This is a genomic window from Dickeya sp. NCPPB 3274, from assembly GCF_000406205.1.
Taxonomy (GTDB): Bacteria; Pseudomonadota; Gammaproteobacteria; order Enterobacterales; family Enterobacteriaceae; genus Dickeya; species Dickeya fangzhongdai.
Genome location: NZ_CM001979.1, coordinates 1,736,797 through 1,754,477, shown reverse-complemented (window position 1 = coordinate 1,754,477; position 17,681 = coordinate 1,736,797). Strand labels below are relative to the sequence as shown.

Genomic DNA, 17,681 nt, shown 5'->3' with positions numbered 1-17,681 from the left:
GCCCGCCGGTCGCATCATAAGCACGCACCGCAGCCATTAACCCAGCCGTAACTTGTTCATAACCAATGCAGAAAGTATGCCAGTCAGGGGAAAAAATAATAATGCGTATAACCGGGCGGAAAAAAATTTTATGCCGTTATGAATGGGAATTTTTTCCAGATAAGCCGGCGACATAATTAGCTGATTTACATGATCTTATTCATGCACCACCACAAAGCAGCGGGTTAATTTATTGCACCAGAATAGCGATAAGAAAATAAGATGCCGACCGGAAGTGAAGAAATAACGCCGGAATAAAAAAAACGCCCGGGCGAATTTTTCGCACCGGGCGTTTACCTAATTGATACAAATAGTCTGTCGTACCTAATGAATTTACAGGCCGCCGAAATGAAAGGTTTTCAGCTCCAGATATTCATCCAGTCCCTGATGCGCACCTTCACGGCCAATGCCGGATAATTTCACGCCGCCGAACGGCGCCGTTTCCATCGAAATAATGCCGGTATTGTACCCCACCATACCGAACTCCAGTTTTTCACCGACCCGCCAGACACGACGCATGTCTTCGGTAAAGAAATAGGCGCCCAGACCGAACGGGGTATCGTTCGCCATCGCGATCGCCTCGTCCTCGCTATCGAACGGGAACAACGGCGCCACCGGCCCAAAGGTTTCTTCCCGGGCGATACGCATCGCCGGCGTAACCTCGGTCAGCACCGTCGGCGCGACAAAGGTGCCCGGCCCGCGGGCGATGCCGCCAGCGAGCAGACCCGCGCCCTGACTGAGCGCATCGTCGATATGGGCATTGACCTTCGCCACCGCCGCCGGATTAATCAGCGGGCCAATAGTAACGCCGTCATCAAAGCCGTTGCCCACCTTCAGCGCCGCCACGGCGGCCAGCAGCCGTTCGGTGAAGGCGGCATAAATGCCGCGCTGCACCAGAATGCGGTTGGCACAGACGCACGTCTGACCGGCGTTGCGAAATTTGCTGCTCATCACCCCGGCGATGGCGAGATCCAGATCGGCGTCGTCGAACACGATCAGCGGCGCATTGCCGCCCAGCTCCAGGCTGAGGCGTTTGACGCTGTCGGCGCTCTGGCGCATCAGTAGTTGCCCGACGCGGGTCGAACCGGTGAAGGAGATTTTACGCACCAGCGGGCTGGCGGTCAGCGTTTCGCCGATAGCCTGCGGCAAACCGGTCAGCACCTGTATCACGTTATCGGGGATGCCGGCGCGGCGCGCCAGCTCCATCAACGCCAGCGCCGACAGCGGCGTCAGCTCGGACGGTTTGACGATCACCGGGCAACCGGCCGCCAGCGCCGGCGCCACCTTGCGGGTGATCATGGCGATCGGGAAATTCCACGGGGTGATGGCGGCCGCCACGCCCACCGGCTGTTTCAACACCAGAATACGCCGGTCGCTGCCCGGCGCCGGAATAGTCTCGCCGTAAATACGGCGCGCTTCTTCCGCGAACCATTTGACGAAACTGGCGCCGTAGCGCACTTCACCCAGCGCTTCCGCCAGCGGTTTGCCCTGCTCCGCCGTCATCAGCACGGCGAGATCCGCCTCATGCTGCACGATCAACTGGTGCCAGGCCTCCAGCAACGCCGCCCGCCGGGCATTCGGCGTCGCCGCCCAACTGGCCCGTACCGCCTCGGCGCTGTCGATAGCCTGCCGGGTTTCCTCCGCCCCCAGCGCCGGAACGGTCGCCAGCGCCTCACCGGTGGCGGGGTCCTGTATGGTTAGCGTGTCGCCGTTTTCCGCATCCCGCCACGCGCCGGCGAAAAACGCCTGCCGGCGCAGCAGGCCGGGGTCGTGAAGCATGTGTTTGAACATAAAGCCTCCTTGACAGATAAGGCTTTCACTCTACTAAAAGCGCCTGCGCGGCCGATGCGCATTCAGCAGGATGTAACGAAACAAACCACGGTGTTACCGGCGCAAACCGCATTTTGTGCCGTCAGCGGCAGGCAAACGGCGCTGGCGGTCGATACCGGATTTTTCGGGGTCATATCCTGCAACAGACGGTTATCAGCCGGTCACGATCTCTCAACCCATTCTGATGGCTGTATCAAGCGCATCGTCAACAATGGGCGGGAACCCTACAACCAAGAGGTTGATGACCATGCTAACCAAAAGACGCAAATCCCTACTGGGCTACATTCCTGATATCCCAGATATCCGCGACCATTTCTACGCGCCGGACCCAAGCGTACTGAAAGTCTTGCCGGCCAAAGTGGACCTGACCCCGACCTTTGAGGTGTACGATCAGGGCCCCATCGGCTCCTGCACCGCTAACGCGCTGGCAGGCGCCGTACAATTCAGCCGGCTGAAAATCGGCGAAAGGCCGAACTTCATTCCCTCCCGGTTATTTATCTATTACAACGAGCGCACCATTGAGGGAGACGTCAAACACGACTCCGGCGCCATGCTGCGCGACGGCATCAAAACCCTGCACAAACTCGGCGTCTGCCCGGAAGACGAGTGGCCCTACGTGGCGACGCCGCCGCAGGAAGACGGCGGCGAGTTTCCGCCCGGCGCGCCGGCCGCCACCAAACCACCGGCGCGCTGCTATCAGGATGCGCAGAAATACACCATCACCAACTATCAGCGGCTGCATCAGGACCTGGCGCACCTGCAAAACTGCCTGGCCTGCGGTTTTCCATTTGTGTTCGGCTTTACGGTCTATTCCAGTTGGGTCGATCTGCAAAATCTACCGTTGGTGGTGCCGTTACCCTCCGGCAAGGACAGACCGGAAGGCGGTCATGCGGTGCTGTGCGTGGGGTATGACAACACCACCCAGCTCTTCAAATTCCGTAATTCGTGGGGGAAAGACGTGGGTGACAACGGCTATTTCCACATGCCGTACGCCTACCTGCTGGACGGCCGGCTGTCGCATGATATCTGGACCATCAATACGGTTAAGAATTAGCCGCCCTGATTAGCCGCTGTCCGGCAATCCATTCGCGCAGCTCCCAAACATCGCGATGACAGTACGGGCAAGGTCGGCCAGACGGCAGGCCGACTTTGTCCTCCCGGATGTCAGGATAGCGTTGTGCGATACGCGGGCTGCGCATTGGCGCGCGAGCCGGATAATGTGAACGCGGAGATCAGCGTCACCGTCAGGGCGATAGCGCCCAGAATCAGATAGGTGTGCTGAAAACCGATGCGGTCATACAGATTCCCCGCCATCGCCGACAGGAAAATCGCCGCCGACTGTTTGGCGAACTGAAACCCAATCAGGTAGATGGTAGCGGACAATCGGGTGTCGAAGGTGGTGGTGATGTACTTGAACGCGCCCACCAGCAGGAACGGCACCTCCAGCGCATGCAGCATTTTCAACGCCACCACTTCCACCGCCGTGGTGGCGAACGCCGAGCCGACGATGCGCACCGTCATGATCGCCCCCGCCACCAGCAGCGTATTTTTGGCGCCGATGCGATTGATGATCCACGGCGAGCAGAACATGATGACGGCATTAGCCAGTTCGCCAAGCGTGGTGGCAAAGCCAAACACCTGATTGCCCTGCTGCGGCGTGGCGAAAAACGATTTGAAGAAGTTGGCGAACTGCTGATCGAACACGTCATACACGCAGGCCACTCCCACCACGTACAGCACAAACATCCACAGTTTGCGATCGCCAAATACCCCGGCCGCCATTTTCAACGTCATTTGCGGTTGATTGGCGCCCAGCGCATCCATCACCTGCGCCGTCGGATGCGGCTCGGGACGGGCTATCAGCAGCAACACCAGCAGCATCACCGCCGCGCCGGACCCCATCCAGAACACCAGCGCCGGGTTGACGTTAAACAACATGCCCGCCGTCGAGGCGCACAGCCCCCAGCCCAGGCAACCGAACATGCGCGCCTTGCCATACTCGAAACCACTCTGGCGGCTGACGCGCTCAATGTAGGCTTCCACCGCGCCGGAACCGGCGGAAAACACCAGCCCGATGTAAACGCCGCCCGCCATCGCCCCCAGCAGGCTGTTGACCCTGAGCAGCGGCGCAAACACATACAGAAAGAACGGCGCGAACAAAAACAGCAAGATGGCGATCACCCACAGCAGGTGTTTTTTCAGCCCCAGCCGGTCCGACAATACGCCCATCAGCGGCTGGAATAGAATGGCGAACAGTGAAATGGCGGAAAACACCACCCCGGTCTGGGTTTTGTTCAGACCGATCACTTCCGCCAGCCAGACCGGCAGAAACGGAAAGCAGGTCGCCATGATGAAAAAGTACAGAAAGAAGAACAGGCCGAAAATCCAGAAATTGCGGTTATGTTTGTGAGTGGTGATGCGTAGGGTCGGGTGGCTGATGTCCATATTATTATCCTCAGAGGGTCCAGACTGGGGAGAGGTCGCCCTCTCCCGCCGTATTACAGACGTTCCAACGCCAGCAGCAGCGCCGTTTCCGGGTTGAGGATCGGCAGGCGCAGCCCGGCTTTCATCAGCCATTCGCCGCTGTATTCCGCCGGCGTCGCCATCCACGCCGGTAACTGGCGCATAGTGCTGCCGCCTTCGATCACCGGCTTCAGGTCAGGATGATCCACCACGGTCAACCGGTAACGAGCCTGCGGATCCAGACCGGGGAACCGCAGCACCCCGGCCAGCGCGTAATCCGGCATCGCCAGTTGCGCTATCAGAAACAGCGCCTGACGCCGATCGGCGCTGACCACCCCTTGCACCTGGGTGGAGGCGTCCGGCATGTCGACCCGCCACAGGCAGCCGGTGTGCAGCAGCGCGCGATAACGCCGATGCAACGCCACGTAATGGCGAAAGCCATCCTGCTCCCGCGCATCGGCGCGCACCGGATCCAGTTCGATGCCCATATGGCCGAACAATGCCGTCAAGCCGCGAAAGGCAATACTGTGCCGGCGCCCGGTAGCGTGACAGCGATGATGACCGATGTGCGCGCCCATCACCTCGGGCGGAAAGAAATAACTCATACCGCGCTGAATCGTCTGCCGCTCCAGCGCGTCGTTATTGTCGGACGCCCAAAAGCGGTGGCAACGCCGCAACACCTCATAATCGATACGCCCGCCGCCGGACGCGCAGGACTCAAACTCCACCTGCGGGAAGCGCTCGCCCAGCACATCGAGCAGACGGTAAAACGCCTGCGTCTGGCGGTCGGCCGCCGCCCGTCCCTGATGCGCCGGCTGCACCAGCTCGCGGTTCATATCCCATTTCACGTAATCGATAGGGTGCTCGCCCAACAGCCAGCTCAGGCGCGCCAGCAGGTAATCGAACACCTCGGGGTTAGACAGGTCGAGCACGTACTGGTAACGGCCGCTCGGCTGGTCGTAGCCGGGCAGCGCCAGCAGCCAGTCCGGGTGGGCGCGGTAGAGGCAGGAATCCGGGTTGACCATCTCCGGCTCCACCCAGATGCCAAACTCCATGCCCAGTTCCCGCACATGATTGATCACCGGCATCAGCCCCTGCGGGTACTTGCGTTGGTCCACATACCAGTCGCCGAGCGCGGCGCGGTCATGGTCGCGGCCGCGAAACCAGCCATCGTCGATAATGAAGCGCTCAACGCCCAGCGCCGCCGCCTGACTCGCCATCTGCATGATGTAGGCCGGGTCATGCTCGAAGTAGATCCCTTCCCAGGTGTTGAGATGCACCGGGCGCGCCTTGCCGTGCGGAAAACGGATAATCTCCTGACGCAGAAAGCGGTGAAACTGCTGGCTCATGCCGTTCAGCCCCTGCCCGGAACAGGCGGCGTACAGCCACGGCGTGGTCAGGGACTCCCCCTGCGCCAGCGCGATTTCGCCGGGCAGATAGAGCGCCTCCGCCTGCAGCAACCGCCGGCCGTCGGTTTTCACCTCCGCGCGCAACCGGTGATTGCCGCTCCAGCCCAGGTGTACGCCCCACACCTGACCGTGCTGCTCGGCAAATCCCGGCTCGCCGCCGACCATCGCCGGAAAATACTCGTGCGACGTGCGCCCGCGGCGGTTTTCCTGCACCAGACTGCCGTGCGACAACAAGGTGCGATGCGGCTGAAACTCCCGCACCCAGCGACCATGAAACGCCAGCACCTCCGCCGCCGATTCCGGCAGCGGCAGCGTGAGCGCCAGCCGCTGTACCTGCCAGTCGCCCGGATGCAGGTTGGTCAGGCAATGACGCAGTTGCAGTACCCCGCTGTCGGCGTGCACCCGTAATTCGGTGGTCAGGCGCAGGCCAGCCTGCGGGTCTTCCGCCACGATAACCAGCTGCTGCGGGTCGGGCTGCCGTACCTCAACGGTGGTCAGCACCGCAAAGGCGTCGAGACCGTTGCGATGGCCTTCGATCCCCGGCGAGCCGAACAGCCCGCGCCCGGTTTCCGCCGCCAGCGTCACCGGCACGTCCACATCCAGCCGGCCGTTCGCCACCGGCCGCGACAGGCTGTCCGCATCCTGCGGCGAAAACGTCGCCAGATGCGGCCCCCAGTACAGTATTTCCGCCGCCGGTCGGCAACGGACAATCACATCCGTCACCGGGCTGGCGAGACGAATCAGCGTCGTATCCATCCTCATCCTCCTGAACGATTGATGAGGTTATTTGTATTCCGAAACGTTTCGGATAGGAACCGAAACGTTTTGGTTTTGTGATCGGGTTAAAAAGCGAACGATGAAGGCGATGACATGAACGCGCCGGCGGGAGCGGCTATTCGGCCTGCGCCGGCGGCGGGTTATCGGTATGTCCGGCGCGCAATTGCGGTTGCCACAATACCTGCAACGACGCTGGTTCGTCTCCCGCCAGCAGGCGAAACACCATATCGGCGATCTGCTGCCCGACCTGCGCACGGGTGGCCTGCGTAATGGCGGTGACCGGTATCTCCACCAGCGAGTCAGCCGGCAAGCCGTCATAGACGATCAGCGATACCGCCTGCTCGCCCTGCAGGCGTCCGCTGTCGCGCAACGCCAGCGCCGCCCCTTCCCCCTGCGTGCTGCCGTCGACAACGATGGCGGTAGGCGGCTGCGGCAGTGCCAGCCATTGCAAGGTGGTCTGGTAGCCTTCCCGGCGTGATGGCGCTACCTGACGCAACAGCTCGTCGCGCCGGGCGATACCGGCGGCGGCCAGCGCGTCCAGATAACCGGCGCGCCGCTGGACAATGAACGACTGCGGGTGGTGTTCGCCAAGAAAGGCGATATGGCGATGGCCGAGCGCTGCCAGGTGACGGGTGGCGAGCGCGGCGCCGGCCTGATTGTCAAAATCGAACCAGGCATAGGGCGACGGCAGGTCGCTGCGCCCGAGCGCCAGAAACGGAAAGCGGATCGATTGCAGATACTGCAGGCGAGAGTCCTGTTGCAGGGTGTGAGCGACAATCAGCGCATCCACCCGGCGGCTTTCAATCATGCGCAAAAACGCAGGGTGGTCGGCCTGCTCCTCGTCGGCGATCAACAGCAGGTCAATCTCCTGCTTCGACAATTCATGGCTGATCTCCGCCACCATCTCCATAAAGGTCGTATTGCTGAGCGGCGCAGGCTGCAACGGGAACACCAGACCAACCGCATCGATGCGGCCCATTTTCAGGCGGCGAGCAAAGGTGTTAGGGCGATAGCCAAGACGTCGCGCCTCCTCTTCCACCCGCAGACGCGTCTCGGCGGCCACGTCATCGTAACCGTTCAGCGCCCGGCTGACGGTCGTGACCGACAACCCCAGCGTTTTTGCAATCTGTTTCAGTGACATGGCGCATCACCCACCCTGAATTCCGTTACGCGCCAGACTACCACAAATTACGACAAGGGGGGGATGACAGCGTCAACCGAGACGAAGTCGACAAACCGCAGCACAGTTTTGTGAACAGCCGGAAAAACCATTCTATCCTGCATCCAAACGGGAATCGCCAGCAGGGAGGGTTACTTCTTGTCTTTATTGGCCTTGGCGATCACATCACGCGCCCAGCGCGGGTGATGTTTCAACGCCCACTTCTCGGATACCTTGCCTTCGATCATCCCTTTGATCGAGCCGCGCACCCAGAACGCCATGTACATGTGAATCAGGATGGCGTGGATCAGCACGATGGCCGCCGTGGCGTGCAGCAGAATGGCGTAACGCACCACGTCGATCGGGAACAGGTGCGCGAAGTACGGGCGCCACATGATGATACCGGTAATCAGCAGCACCAACGTCAACCCCATGATGCTCCAGAACATCATCTTCTGGCCGGGGTTGTACTTGCCCACGTCGGCGACTTCATGCTCATTACCCTTCAACACCTCGATGATGTTGAGGAACCACGGCAAATCACGCAGCTTCGGAATGTTATGCCCGACAAAGCGGAAGAACATCGGCACCAGACACACCACAATCAGAATACCGAAGAACGGGTGCATGATGCGTCCCATCTGCGGCGTACCGAAGGTCTGCGTCAACCATTGCAGCGTCGGGAAAAACAGCGCGATGCCGGACAGCGCCACCATAAAGAAACTGATCACCACAATCCAGTGGCAGACACGGTCAATAAATTTGGTGCGCACAATCATTTTCGGGTTACTCATGCTTATCTTCTCCTTCGTGCGGTTGCCCTTCATGCGGGTGCGCGGTCTCTTCCGTGTTCGGCCCGATGCCGATGTAGTGGAACATCAACCCGGCGAAGGTGGCGACGAAGCCCAGCGTCGAAAGCGGTTTGAGAATGCCTTTCCACAGGTTGACCGGCGTCGAGATTTTCGGGTTGTCCGGCAGGTTATGGTACAGCGACGGTTTATCCGCATGATGCAACACATACATCACGTGGGTGCCGCCGACGCCCTGCGGGTCGTACAGGCCGGCCTGGTCGTAGCCGCGTTTTTGCAGATGCGCGACACGTTCGGCGGCGAGCTGCTTCATCTCGTCCTTGGTGCCGAAGTGGATGGCGCCGGTCGGGCAGGTCTTCACGCAGGCCGGCTCCTGTCCGGTGCTGACGCGATCCACGCACAGCGTGCATTTGTAGACGCGGTTATCCTGCTTGTTTAAGCGCGGAATGTTGAACGGACAGCCGGCGATGCAATAGCCGCAACCGATGCAGTGCTCGGACTGAAAATCGACGATGCCGTTGGCATACTGAATGATGGCACCCGCCGATGGGCAGGCTTTCAGGCAGCCCGGTTCGGCGCAGTGCATACAGCCGTCCTTGCGGATCAGCCACTCAAGACGGTCTTCGCTTTCCACTTCGGAGAAGCGCATCACCGTCCAGGATTTGGCGCTCAGATCGGCCGGATTGTCGTACACCCCGGCGTTGTGACCGACGTCATCACGGATGTCGTTCCATTCGGAACAGGCCGCCTGACAGGCTTTACAGCCGATGCAGGTGGTGACGTCGATCAGTTTGGCGACTTCGCTTTTATCATCCCGAACCTGTGGCGGCGGCGTCAGGCTACTGGTGGCCGAGCGCTGGATAATATCCTGAGATTGCATTGACATAACGTTTTACCCTTACACCTTTTCCACATTGACCAGGAACGCCTTGTACTCCGGCGTTTGCGAGTTCGCGTCGCCGACGCTCGGCGTCAGGGTATTCGCCAGGAATCCCTTGCGCGTGGCGCCCTCAAATCCCCAGTGACAGGGAATGCCGACGGTTTCGATCGCTTTCCCGGCCACGGTCAGCGTCTTGATGCGCTTGGTCACCACCGCTTTCGCTTTGATGTAACCGCGCTGGCAGGACACTTTCACCATGTCGCCCGCCTGAATCCCTTTGCTTTTCGCCAGGTTCTCGCCGATTTCGACAAACTGCTCCGGCTGGATGATGGCGTTCAGGCGCGCATGCTTAGTCCAGTGGCGGAATAGCTCGGTAATGGAATAGGTGGTGGCGACGTACGGGAAATCGCTCGCCTTGCCCATGGTTTTGGCGTCGCGCGCGAACAGGCGCGCCGCCGGGTTGGACACCACCGCCGGGTGCAGCGGGTTGGTGCCAAGCGGGGTTTCTATCGGTTCGTAGTGTTCCGGGAACGGGCCGTCCGCCAGCTTGTCCAGCGAGAACAGCCGCGCCACGCCTTCCGGCAGCATGATGAACGGCATGGTGTCTTTGCCCGGCGGTACGGTGGCGGCAAAGTCCGGTACGTCGATGCCCTTCCACTTCTGGCCGTTCCATTCCAACAGCTTGCGTTTGCTGTCCCAGGGTTTGCCCTGCAAATCGGCCGACGCGCGGTTGTACAAAATGCGGCGGTTCTGCGGCCAGCACCAGGCCCAGCCCGGCGTGCTGCCCAGACCGACGTCGGTATTGTCGCGGTTAGCCATCTGGTTGCCGGCGTCGGTCCAGCTACCGGCGTAAATCCAGCAGAAGCTGGCGGTAGTGCCGTCGTCGCGCAGTTGCGAGAAATCGGACAGCTGCTGGCCTTTTTTCAGCACCAGATTGCCTTTGTCATCAAACACGTCCGCCAGCGCCATGCCGTTACCTTCGCGGGCGATCTCTTCCGGCGTCGGGTCTTCCGGGTCCTGATAGTTCCAGTTGATGTTCATCACCGGTTCCGGACAGACGCCGCCCTCTTCATGGTACAGCTCACGCAGGCGCATCATCAGCCGACCGAGGATTTTACCGTCGTGCAACGCTTCACCCGGCGGCTCAGCCGCGGCCCAGTGCCATTGCAGCCAGCGGCCGGAGTTGGCGATGGAGCCGTTTTCTTCGGCAAAACAGCTGGACGGCAGACGGAACACTTCGGTCTGAATGTCAGCCGAATTCACGTCGTTAAACTCGCCGTGGTTCTGCCAGAACGTGGAGGTTTCGGTAGCCAGCGGGTCGATCACCACCATGTATTTCAGTTTCGACAGCGCGGCGGTGGCCTTGTTTTTGTTGGCGAACGCCGCCAGCGGGTTAAAGCCCTGAACGATGTAACCGTTCATTTTGCCGTCCAGCATCAGTTCGGTCTGGACCATCACGTCATAGCTGCGGTCCCACTTCGGCAGCCAGTCATAGCCCCAGTTGTTGGACGCCTGTGCGTTATCGCCCCAGAAGCTCTTCATCATGCTGATAAAAAACTTCGGCGTGTTCTTCCAGTAGTTCACCTGATCCGGCAGCAGCGCGTCCGGCGTGATCTGGCTGAGGTAGGTTTTCAGATCGCCCTGTTTCTCGGACGGCAGCGGCATGTAACCCGGCAGGTTGAGGCTCAGCAGCCCCAGGTCGGTATAGCCCTGAATGTTGGAATGGCCGCGCAGCGCGTTGATGCCGCCGCCCGCCATGCCGATGTTGCCCAGCAGCAGTTGGATCATCGCCGCCGCGCGGATAATCTGCGCGCCGTTGGTGTGGTGGGTCCAGCCCAGCGCGTACATGAAGGTAGCGGTTTTGTTGGGTACGCAAGTGTCCGCCAGCGACTGGCAAATCTCTTCGTAGGCTTTCGCCGGCGTGCCGCACAGCGAGGTCACCATCTCCGGCGTGTAGCGGGAAACATGCTTTTTCAGCAGGTTCCACACGCAGCGCGGGTGGGTCAGGGTCATGTCCCGTTTGGCGAAACCGTCCGCCCCCAGTTCATACTGCCAACTGCCCTTGTCATACTGACGAGTCTGTGGGTTATAGCCGCTGAACAGGCCGTCGTCGAAGCTGAAATCCTCACGCACGATCAGGCTGGCGCTGGTGTAAGACTTCACATACTCGTGGTGAATCTTGTCGTGGGTAATCAGGTAGTTGACGATGCCCAGCAGGAACGCGGCGTCGGAGCCGGCGCGAATCGGCGCGTACAAATCGGCGACCGCGGCGGAACGGTTGAAGCGCGGGTCGACCACAATCAGTTTGGCGTCATTGTGGGTTTTGGCTTCCACCGCCCATTTGAAGCCGACCGGGTGCGCTTCCGCCGCGTTGCCGCCCATCACGATAATCAGGTTGGCGTTTTTGATATCCACCCAGTTGTTGGTCATCGCCCCGCGGCCGAAGGTCGGCGCCAGCGCGGCAACGGTCGGGCCGTGACACAGGCGGGCCTGACAATCGATGGCGACCATCCCCAGCGAACGGGCGAACTTCTGGTCGAGAATGCCGGTTTCATTGCTGGCGGCGGAAGAGCACAGCATCCCGGTGGTCAGCCAGCGGTTGACCAGCGCGCCTTTGGCGTTAACGCGCTCGAAATTGGCGTCACGGTCTTTTTTCATCAGGCGGGCGATGCGGTCAATGGCGTCATCCCAGCTGATGCGTTGCCATTTGTCCGAACCGGGCGCGCGGTACTCCGGGTATTTCAGGCGGCCTTCGCTGTGGATGTAGTCCACCAGACCGGCGCCTTTCGGGCATAACGAGCCGCGGCTGACCGGATGATCCGGGTCCCCTTCGATGTGAAAGATGGCGGGTTTGGCGTTTTTCGCCCCGTCGCCCAGGCTGTACATCAGCAGCCCGCAGCCGACGGAACAGTAAGTGCAGTTATTGCGCGTTTCCTTCGCCCGCAGCAGCTTGTACTGACGGACCGATGCCATCGCTTCCGTTGGCGTAAACCCTAAGACAGCGAGTGTCGTCCCAGCCATTCCCCCGGCACAGACTTTAAAAAAGCCCCTTCGATTAACTTGCATGCTTTTCCCTATAAAATTTATGTATTTTTTTTGTTGCGGGAAATCTAACAACACGCCACGAGGAGATTTTGAGCAAAATCAAAAATTACGGTTTTAATAGTACATTCACCCCCTTTATGGGTATTGGCAGGTAGATTTTCGTTATGTAATTAAATACATAACGATTAAAATGCTTATTTAATCGACATGTTGGCACTGTTCCGGCTCCCGTTATTTTCGGTATCAGCACCTCATCTCACCATCACCACCTACCCGTCTTTACCCATACCAATAACCTATCGCTACGAATGCGTAACAACCGGGCCGTTCGGCAATGGGGTGAAGAAACCTGCCCGACGCGATTTTGCAACATACCGTCAACAGCCGGTTTTGCCGATAACCCCCCTGACGGCCGGACGTTCCGGCGCTATCAGCCGGCAGACGGCGTGCGGCCATAACGCATGGACGCGATGAAAATGGGGATAGACCTTGAATCCCGCCGCTTTTGGCACCACATCTATACCCATACGCTGATATAACCTGTAGCCACAGTTGCACTGACCCGGAGGCCTTATGGCGGACCCGCAAGCGAAACACTATTCCCCCGAAACCGGGCGTTTCTTTAACCTGCGTCCGGCTACTGCGCCGCGGATGAGCCTGTGGCAGAGTCTGTCGTTGCTGTGGCGGCTCGGGTTTCAGCGCCAAGGGCGCGTGCCGAACAAACGGCTGCCGGAGGTATCCCCCGACCTCAATACGTTCCTCGCCGCCGACGAACGCCTCAAATTTATCTGGTTCGGACACTCGACCCTGCTGCTCAATCTGGATGGCGTCCGAATTCTGATCGACCCGGTGTTCTCCGCCAGCGTCTCGCCGTTCAGCTTTATGTTCCGCCGTTTTCAGCCGCCGGCGCTGACGCGCGAAGCGCTGCCGGATATCGACATCATCCTGCTGTCGCACGACCACTACGACCATCTTGACGAGCAGACCATGCGCGCCTTCCGCGATACCGCTACTCGCTTTATCGCCCCGCTGAAAGTGGGCGAGCATCTGCAAAAATGGGGCATTGCGGCACAGCGCATTCAGGAACTGGACTGGTATCAGTCCCATACGCTCAACGGCATCACCTTTACCGCCACACCGTCGCACCACTTTTCCGGCCGCAGTTTATCCGGGCGCAACACCACGCTGTGGGCGTCCTGGGTGATTCAGGGGCAGCGGGAGCGTATTTTTTTCAGCGGCGATTCCGGCTATGGCGAGCACTTCCGCGATATCGGCGAACGCTTCGGCCCGTTTGATCTGGCGTTTATGGAAAACGGCCAGTACAACCACCGCTGGCCGGATTCGCACATGCATCCGGAACAGACCGTGCAGGCAGTGCAGGACGTGCGCGCCCGCCAGTTTATGCCGATCCACTGGGGTATGTTCGCGCTGGCCTTTCACGACTGGGCCGACCCGGTGCGCAACAGCAGCCAACTGGCGCGAGAGCGGCAGTTACCGATCATCATGCCGATGCTGGGGGAAGTCGTCACCCTGGGCGACCCCACCGCCACCCCGGCATGGTGGGAGAAATACGTTGATGCCCGGCAGGCATCGCTGATCACCGATACCGCCGTGCAAGATGTGGAATAACTGAGGTGGGGGACGAACAGCGCGCCAGTATTGCCGATTTCACCCACTCAATCGGCTGGGATGTCAGCAACATCGAGATCCAGCGGCTGGCATTTCCGCTACTGTTAGCAACGGGATGGGCAAAAGATGACCGAAAGCGGGTTTCTTTTCATGGATGGGACAAAATTCTATGTTGCTGTAATCTGATGATTAGATAATAAGATAATTGCAGAAATTAACATTTTATCTTATTATTAACTTATCCAAAAGGATATGCTCTTTAAAAACTGAGGAAACAGATGGTAAAGGTGATCTGGTCAAGGAAAGCGCTGAAACAACGTCTGACCATAGACAAGCGATATCAGAACGCCATAAGTGAAAAGGTGACTGAACTGGAGAATTTCCCTGCTGTCAGGTTGGATATCGTCCCATTGAAGGGGAAAGAAAGTATGTTCAGGATGAGGGTTGGCGACTACCGGATCATTTTCCAACTCATTAAAGGCGAACCGGTGATCTGTGAAATCAAAGAAGTTAAGCGCAGAACGTCAACAACCTATTAATCAGGCAGGGAAAACCACACGTTTCCTCAATGACATAAGACGACCGCGACTCATAGAAACCCGGATAAAAAATATGTCAAAACCGCAATATATCAATGATGTGAACGGTAAACCGCAATTCGTGGTATTACCGATAGATGTGTACGAAAGCCTGCTCGCCAATGATGATAGCGGGTACGAATCCATTCCTTATACCGCCGATGGGCATGATGATGAAACCGTGCCGAATGAGGTGGTCAACATTATGTTTCGTGACGATATCAGCCTGCTAGCCGCCTGGCGCGTTTACCGCGGGCTGTCGCAGTACGATGTGGCGGAACGACTGGGTACGACGCAATCAGCGGTTTCTCAGTGGGAAGCCAAAGACTCCCGCCCGCAGAAGAAAACCCGTCAAAAGCTGGCTGAACTGTACGGATGCCAGCCTGAACAGATGATTTTGTGATTTATGAGTGCGTATGTCTCTGTTCGCATGATCTAAAAAGGATCAATGATGCTACGGCACGCCAGAAATGGCGGGCTGTTTCTCCGCAGGTGATGGCCCCCTATAATAAAGGGGTTACCGGCAGTCACAGTCACCGATCATCGATGCCGGAGGCGCACTCGGGCAATTTCCGCCGCAGCGCGTCCCGCCGTTCTGCATCCGCACGTTCCTTGTGTTGCGCCTTCTCCAGCCAGCCACGGGCAGCGGACGGGCTGAGAATAAACACCCCATCGTCATCGCCGATCGCCACATCGCCGGGTTGCACCGTCACGCCCGCTATCGTCACCGGTACATTGACCGAGCCTGCCGTTCCCAGCGTGCGGGTGGTGATGGCGCTGACGCCTTTGCAGAACACCGGCAGCCCCAGTTGACGCAGCGCGCGCGAGTCGGTCACCGCGCCGGCCACCACCACGCCCGCCAGCCCTTTCACACGCGCCGCCAGCGCGCGCAATTCTCCCCAGCAGGCGCGTTCTTCCTCATCAGACGCATCAATCACCAGCACGTCGCCGGGCTGGCTCAGCAGCAGCGCCTCACGCAATACGCCGCCGTCCGGCGGGCACAGTTTCACCGTCACCACGTTGCCGACCATCTGCACGTCCGGCAGCAGCGGCCGGATGCCGGACAAATACCCCGCCTCCGTCAGATGACCGAGGGTTGAGGTGCTGATGTGGCGGTAGCCTGCCAGCAGGTCATCACTGAGCGGCGGCACGCGGGGAATAATGTGATAATTCATCGTTTATCCTGAAACAGGTTGATCTTCCGGCTTCACGCCACCGTCGCGTCTTCCCGTGGTTTCTCGCGCCCGAACGGAATACACAGCGGCGTATGGAAAAACGGGTCGGGGATGATACGGCAGTCCAGATTGAACACCGTCTTGACCAGCGTTTCGTCGAGGATTTCAGCCGGCGCGCCCTGCGCGAAAGCGGTGCGATCGTGCACCGCCACCATGTGGTCGGCGTAACGGCAGGCCAGATTGAGGTCGTGCAGCACCATAATGATGGTTTTGCCGTGCTGGCGATTCAACTCACGCAGCAAATCCAGCACCTCGATCTGGTGCGCCAGATCGAGGAACGTAGTGGGTTCGTCCAGCAGCACCACCTCGGTGTCCTGCGCCAGCGTCATCGCTATCCATACCCGCTGACGCTGACCGCCTGACAGCGCGTCCACCGGTCGTTCCGCCAGTTGCTGGGTACCGGTCTGCGCCAGCGCGAGGTTCACCATCCGCTCATCTTCCTGCGACCACTGCTGCAACCAGTTCTGGTAAGGGTAGCGCCCCAGGCTGACCAGTTGTTTCACGGTAATGCCTTCCGGCGCGTCCGGCATCTGCGGCAAAATCGCCAGTTCGCGCGCCACCTCGGCGGTGGACTTACGGTGGATATCCTCGCCATTGAGGACAACCGTCCCGCTCAGCGGCCGGAGCAAACGGGCGAAGGATTTGAGCAGCGTACTTTTGCCGCACCCGTTGCTGCCAATCAGCACCGACACTTTGCCCTTCGGCAACTGGATATCCAGATTGTCGATAATGGTCTGGCTGGCATAGCCGAGGGTCAGTTCCCGGCTGGTAATGGCGGTCATCATCCGTTTCCTTAATGACGTTGTTTAATCAATAAATACAGAAAGAACGGCGCGCCCAGCGCCGATACGAAAATCCCGGCGGGCAGATCCAGCGGCAAAAACAGCGTTCGCCCGCACAGGTCCGCCACCATCACCAGCCCGGCGCCGCAAAGAAACGCCATCGCCGCCTGCCCGGCAAAGGTCGGCGCCACCAGCCGTTTGGCGATGTGCGGCGCGATCAGCCCGACGAACGCCATCGCGCCGCCCCAGGCAATCGCCGCGCCCGCCAGCGCCACGCTGAGCAACAACAGCGCCAGACGCAGCCACTGCACCCGCACGCCGATGCCTTGCGCCAGCCCATCGTCCAGTTGCTGAACCCGCACCTGACGCGCCAGCAACACCAGCCACGGCGCAATCAGCAGCAGCCAGCCGCCCAGCTCACGGGTTTCGCGCCAGCTGGCGCCGTAGACGCTGCCGGTTAGCCAGACGTAAGCCGACAGCGTGGTGGTCAGCGGGCTGAACACCAGCATGAAGGTGGTGGCCGCCATCAACAGCGCCGACACGCCGACGCCGGTCAGCACCAGCCGCTGCGGCGATACGCCCGCCTGCCACGCCAGCCAATACACCGCCAGCGCCGCCGTCGCGGCTCCAATCATCGCCGCCAGCGGCAGGTAGTGCGCCCCCAGCGTGGTGGCGAGAAACGACAGGTAGAACACCGCCGCGGCGCTGGCGCCGCTGGTGATACCCAGAATATCCGGCGAAGCCAGCGGATTGCGGATCATCGCCTGCAGAATCAGTCCGGACACCGCCAGCGCGCCGCCGACCAGCGCCGCCAGCACCACCCGCGGCAACCGTAACTGCTGCACGATCAGCGCTGCGCCTTCCGGCTGCGACGACCACAGCGCCCGCAGCACCTCCCACGGCGACAGCATCAGTTTGCCGACGCCGAGCGATGCCACCATTACCGCCAGCGCCAGCAACAACGCCAGCGCAACCCGGCCTACGGTGGTCAGATTGATCTGGCGGGAAAAACGCCCCTGCCGCCACACCAGCACATGGCTCATCCC

Annotated in this window: 15 protein-coding genes; 5 read left to right on the top strand and 10 right to left on the bottom strand. The window is 59.9% G+C overall.

The window, feature by feature from the left end; genetic code table 11:
- Nucleotides 1-372: 372 nt before the first annotated feature.
- A complete protein-coding gene (locus DXX3274_RS08365; protein WP_042859398.1) occupies nucleotides 373-1,830 on the bottom strand; it encodes an NAD-dependent succinate-semialdehyde dehydrogenase in 1,458 nt (485 codons plus the stop codon).
- Here DXX3274_RS08365 and DXX3274_RS23960 point away from each other — a divergent pair.
- Nucleotides 1,810-2,160: a hypothetical protein gene (locus DXX3274_RS23960; RefSeq protein WP_193747064.1), complete on the top strand. Its 351-nt coding sequence runs from the start codon at nucleotides 1,810-1,812 to the stop codon at nucleotides 2,158-2,160. The two genes, DXX3274_RS08365 and DXX3274_RS23960, sit on opposite strands and share 21 nt — an antisense overlap.
- On the top strand, nucleotides 2,117-2,923 hold the full coding sequence (locus DXX3274_RS08360; RefSeq protein WP_084478866.1) for a C1 family peptidase: 807 nt from the start codon (nucleotides 2,117-2,119) through the stop codon (nucleotides 2,921-2,923). The genes DXX3274_RS23960 and DXX3274_RS08360 overlap by 44 nt, the downstream gene beginning before the upstream one ends.
- A gap of 110 nt (nucleotides 2,924-3,033) precedes the next feature.
- Here the strand turns inward: DXX3274_RS08360 and DXX3274_RS08355 are convergent, their stop codons facing one another.
- The 6 genes from DXX3274_RS08355 to fdnG form a co-directional block, all read right to left on the bottom strand.
- The gene (locus DXX3274_RS08355) at nucleotides 3,034-4,314 is read right to left on the bottom strand and encodes an MFS transporter (protein ID WP_042859396.1); all 1,281 of its coding nucleotides are present in this window, start codon (nucleotides 4,312-4,314) and stop codon (nucleotides 3,034-3,036) included.
- Nucleotides 4,315-4,367: 53 nt separating this feature from the next.
- Entirely contained in the window at nucleotides 4,368-6,497 is a 2,130-nt protein-coding gene (locus DXX3274_RS08350; protein ID WP_042859395.1) for an alpha-galactosidase, read from the bottom strand.
- A gap of 136 nt (nucleotides 6,498-6,633) precedes the next feature.
- Complete coding sequence (locus tag DXX3274_RS08345; protein WP_042859394.1) at nucleotides 6,634-7,659, bottom strand: LacI family DNA-binding transcriptional regulator; 1,026 nt, start codon at nucleotides 7,657-7,659, stop codon at nucleotides 6,634-6,636.
- A 170-nt stretch (nucleotides 7,660-7,829) separates the two neighbouring features.
- The gene (fdnI, locus tag DXX3274_RS08340) at nucleotides 7,830-8,471 is read right to left on the bottom strand and encodes a formate dehydrogenase-N subunit gamma (protein ID WP_042859393.1); all 642 of its coding nucleotides are present in this window, start codon (nucleotides 8,469-8,471) and stop codon (nucleotides 7,830-7,832) included.
- Complete coding sequence (gene fdxH, locus DXX3274_RS08335; RefSeq protein ID WP_042859392.1) at nucleotides 8,464-9,372, bottom strand: formate dehydrogenase subunit beta; 909 nt, start codon at nucleotides 9,370-9,372, stop codon at nucleotides 8,464-8,466. Before fdxH ends, fdnI begins: the two co-directional genes overlap by 8 nt.
- A 12-nt stretch (nucleotides 9,373-9,384) precedes the next feature.
- Nucleotides 9,385-12,432: a formate dehydrogenase-N subunit alpha gene (fdnG, locus tag DXX3274_RS08330; protein ID WP_071603927.1), complete on the bottom strand. Its 3,048-nt coding sequence runs from the start codon at nucleotides 12,430-12,432 to the stop codon at nucleotides 9,385-9,387.
- 552 nt (nucleotides 12,433-12,984) lie between these two features.
- Here fdnG and DXX3274_RS08325 point away from each other — a divergent pair.
- The 3 genes from DXX3274_RS08325 to DXX3274_RS08315 all read left to right on the top strand — a co-directional run bounded on the left by DXX3274_RS08325 (nucleotide 12,985) and on the right by DXX3274_RS08315 (nucleotide 15,021).
- Nucleotides 12,985-14,040, top strand: a complete 1,056-nt coding sequence (locus tag DXX3274_RS08325) for an MBL fold metallo-hydrolase (RefSeq protein WP_042859391.1) — start codon at nucleotides 12,985-12,987, stop codon at nucleotides 14,038-14,040.
- A 278-nt stretch (nucleotides 14,041-14,318) separates the two neighbouring features.
- Nucleotides 14,319-14,579, top strand: coding sequence for a type II toxin-antitoxin system RelE/ParE family toxin (locus DXX3274_RS08320; protein WP_042859390.1), 261 nt, complete (start codon nucleotides 14,319-14,321; stop codon nucleotides 14,577-14,579).
- Nucleotides 14,580-14,652: 73 nt separating this feature from the next.
- Nucleotides 14,653-15,021, top strand: coding sequence for a helix-turn-helix domain-containing protein (locus tag DXX3274_RS08315; RefSeq protein ID WP_042859389.1), 369 nt, complete (start codon nucleotides 14,653-14,655; stop codon nucleotides 15,019-15,021).
- A gap of 130 nt (nucleotides 15,022-15,151) precedes the next feature.
- Here the strand turns inward: DXX3274_RS08315 and DXX3274_RS08310 are convergent, their stop codons facing one another.
- From DXX3274_RS08310 to DXX3274_RS08300, 3 genes are read right to left on the bottom strand one after another with little or no spacing between them, the layout of a single operon-like run.
- The gene (locus tag DXX3274_RS08310) at nucleotides 15,152-15,793 is read right to left on the bottom strand and encodes an RraA family protein (protein WP_042859388.1); all 642 of its coding nucleotides are present in this window, start codon (nucleotides 15,791-15,793) and stop codon (nucleotides 15,152-15,154) included.
- A gap of 32 nt (nucleotides 15,794-15,825) precedes the next feature.
- Entirely contained in the window at nucleotides 15,826-16,635 is an 810-nt protein-coding gene (locus DXX3274_RS08305) for an ABC transporter ATP-binding protein (protein WP_042859387.1), read from the bottom strand.
- Between the two features lie 11 nt (nucleotides 16,636-16,646).
- Nucleotides 16,647-17,678 carry an iron ABC transporter permease gene (locus DXX3274_RS08300; RefSeq protein WP_038668643.1) on the bottom strand — a complete coding sequence of 344 codons (1,032 nt, stop codon included), beginning with the start codon at nucleotides 17,676-17,678 and terminating at the stop codon, nucleotides 16,647-16,649.
- Nucleotides 17,679-17,681: the final 3 nt, after the last annotated feature.